The following is a 2,815-nucleotide window of genomic DNA, read 5'->3' on the forward strand; positions in this document are numbered from 1 at the left end:
CGGGTCTGCTTGCGCTTGCCGGCGTACTCGGCATCGGCGAAGGTCATCTGTTTCATCATTGAAAAGCTCGGCGACTGGTGTCCGGTGATTTTGCCAAATCAGGAAGTCTTTTTCAGAGTTTCCCTAGCGGCTGGACCTCGGTTGATTATGTGGATAAAAGCACAGGAAAGTTTCATCGGATTTATAAGTACAAGAATAAGCCATGTAAAAGCGTTTATCTGAAGTCACGCTTAAGTGAGCATATGGCGGGGTATGCGTTGATTGAAAAAGATATTCGAAGCTCGTTGGTGTGGCTCCGCAAGATCAAGGATCTCGTCGGTGACTATGATGGCAAAAAAGACAGCTCATTTAGTATTAACAGGGACCGAGAAAAATTTAACCTTGTGAAAGGCTTGTTCGTAGCGTCCTTAACTTTTTACGGGAAATGTTTTTCCAAGTGCGACGGGCGACCAGTGAAGCTAGAGCGTAATCAACTGGAAGAGAAATATAGAGATATTCATGATGTGGCGATTTCTTATCGACATAACTTTGCGGCGCATAGCGGTGCGAAGCGCTTGGAGTATGCAAAAATTGCGTTGGTCGCTCCGTTGAAGGTCAAGCCTGGAAGGAAGATATCTATAAATCTTTACACCGAAATTAATCAGCCAGATTTGGCGTGGCACAGCAAAGATGAAGAGCTGTGGTTTATAGAGCTTCTTGAGCACGTTCAGTCAATGGTCAAAGAAAAAATTAAGAAGCTTAGTGATAAAATTCTCAACGAAGAGGTGCTACCGAAAGGCCCCGATCATTTCTTTAGATGAGTTGTGGTTGTCTGCTGAGGCCGTCTCACACAATCTTAAGTTGGGTCTGTCGTCTGCGCCTGGTTCCAAAGCAAGCAACATGCATCGGAACCAGTCGCGCACGAAAAATTATTTAAGATATTCCATGCGTTGTTTGGCCCTGTAACAGTCATTGGTCTCAATGGCCTTCTGGTAGTACTCCAAACGCCGCGCACGATTGCTATCACCTTGTAGCCGGTAGATTTCCGCTTGATAGTCCCGGCCGTCGCCCCACTGCATAGCGAAGCCCACAGGTTCTTCACGCTTGCACTCAAGCCTGACAACAGGCTGTGGGAAATATTTTTCGTAGAGTGGCATGCTGCTTTCTGTGGCCAGCAGGGCTTTTTGGTACTCGGGTGTATCGGTGAACGCCAAACACCAGTAGGCAATTTCAAGTGCCGGTGGAGCGAAGCCTTGGGAGAGGCTTCGTTCGAACAAGGGGCAAGCTTTCTCTTTGATCACTTCGCTCGGAGACAGCATCGCGTAAATCAATCCGAGACGATATTGGGCTACGGGATGATCGAGGGCCGCTGCTTGTTCAAGCAGAGTAAAGGCTGGTTTGAGTAGCGCGCCCCCTTCTTCAGCTAGGGTTAGGGAGCGCTGCCTTTCCTCTTCGCTTGTAGTTGGGGTATCAGCGGTCACTGCTTCGAGCTTTTCATTCGCCTGTAGTAGGTATGGGAGAGCTTCCTGGTAAAGGCTCTCAGCCCCAGGGTCTATATGCAGTGTGCTGGCCAGGCTCAACTGTGGCAGCAGACAGGTTAGTAGAATATAGCCCCAACGTTTTAGATACACCGATTGTAAGAGACCGGCGAACACACCTTCCGAGCCTGACCGTTGAGAGTATTTGTCTCCATGTATGAGGACAATGTCCCCACAAGCGACGGTTTCTGGATTGTATGCTGCGCGGATGGCCGTTACGTTATTCATAGATCTTGCCGCAGTACAGAAAGACCGCAAACTGTTGCCAGGGATTAGACTGCTCAAGCCCTTGTCTGATACCAAAGTCAGTGTCTTCCGCCCAAGCAATGGCGTTTTCCAAGAATCCCTCTATCGTGTTGTTCTCCCAATCCATGCTGTCGGAAGAGGCTCCAGCCCTATCTGCCATCAGTGCACGGGCAAAACGTAAGAAGGTTTGATCGTCATTGACCTGATCTAGAATATCGTGAAGTTCCACTGTCATTTATCCTTTAAATCTGACCCAGAGCACGAAAGGTTGACCATCTACTGCGACGGTTGATACTCCTCGTGTTTCAACGCGCCCATTCCAGCGAGATTTTCGCCTGCTCAGAGAGCTGTGCTGGAAAGGCGCAAATAGCCAAGAGCGAACGTGCAATTGGGTGTCTTTAGTGAGACGGAGTGGCTATTTTTTTTTATGGCGTTAAGCTATCAAGATTTTTTGTTCCGCGCTAGATTGGCGTCATTGCATGCATGCTCATTCTGTCGACCACTGGAGTTTTTTTTGAAATTTATATGGGCTATTGGCTTTGGAGTATTGCTGGCGGGATGCACAAATACACCCGCAAACCTCATGTCTGACCCAAACAGTTACGATGGCACGATACAGGCGAACGTTACTGCTCAAATCGCTTATCGCAGCATTCGTCAGGCAAGCAAACTTTGTTTGGAGCACTCGCCGCTGGGGACTCCGGTCACAACAGAAAGCGAGTTCGATTCGGAATTCGGTAGCGGGCAGATCACTCAGCGTATGGTGGCTCAAGGCGTGAGACTCAGTTTGGCAATCATCACCATTGAACCCAAACCTGAGGGGCTCGCTGAGATAAAGCTTTACACCCTCAAGGGTTGGAGCACGATTGGGGTAAAGGCGCCTACGTTGGATAGGCTTCGTTCGTGGATCAAAGGAGATCAATCCTGCTAAGGATGGTCTGAAATAGCCGGATGTTTTCCGGCTATCGAGCCGTCAGTACTTTTCAAAAAACGACCCGCGTCGAAATTTGATCCATTTTCTTCATTTTTCAGCCCTTCCGGGCGCAGCAAGG

General features: G+C 48.8%; 5 protein-coding genes. 3 read left to right on the forward strand and 2 right to left on the reverse strand.

The features are described 5' to 3' along the window. A partial coding sequence (locus AACY31_RS28415) for a hypothetical protein (protein WP_339505599.1) occupies positions 1 to 222 on the forward strand: 222 nt, incomplete at its 5' end. A gap of 35 nt (positions 223 to 257) precedes the next feature. Further along, the gene (locus AACY31_RS28420) at positions 258 to 800 is read left to right on the forward strand and encodes a hypothetical protein (protein WP_339505600.1); all 543 of its coding nucleotides are present in this window, start codon (positions 258 to 260) and stop codon (positions 798 to 800) included. 108 nt (positions 801 to 908) lie between these two features. Here AACY31_RS28420 and AACY31_RS28425 read toward each other — a convergent pair whose 3' ends face one another. Both AACY31_RS28425 and AACY31_RS28430 read right to left on the reverse strand, forming a co-directional pair. Then, on the reverse strand, positions 909 to 1,745 hold the full coding sequence (locus tag AACY31_RS28425; protein WP_339483492.1) for a hypothetical protein: 837 nt from the start codon (positions 1,743 to 1,745) through the stop codon (positions 909 to 911). After that, a complete protein-coding gene (locus tag AACY31_RS28430; RefSeq protein ID WP_050547515.1) occupies positions 1,738 to 1,992 on the reverse strand; it encodes a DUF7660 family protein in 255 nt (84 codons plus the stop codon). Before AACY31_RS28430 ends, AACY31_RS28425 begins: the two co-directional genes overlap by 8 nt. Before the next feature lie 153 nt (positions 1,993 to 2,145). Between AACY31_RS28430 and AACY31_RS28435 the strand changes: the two genes are divergently transcribed. Continuing rightward, entirely contained in the window at positions 2,146 to 2,694 is a 549-nt protein-coding gene (locus tag AACY31_RS28435; RefSeq protein ID WP_339483490.1) for a hypothetical protein, read from the forward strand. The last annotated feature ends 121 nt before the right edge of the window (positions 2,695 to 2,815 follow it).

The sequence above is a fragment of the Pseudomonas sp. RL_105y_Pfl2_101 genome, assembly GCF_963970585.1.
Taxonomy (GTDB): domain Bacteria; phylum Pseudomonadota; class Gammaproteobacteria; order Pseudomonadales; family Pseudomonadaceae; genus Aquipseudomonas.

Coding starts and splice junctions, on each gene's coding strand:
- AACY31_RS28425 (WP_339483492.1), bottom strand. CDS start 1,745: ATGAATAACGTAACGGCCATCCGCGCAGCATACAATCCAGAAACCGTC.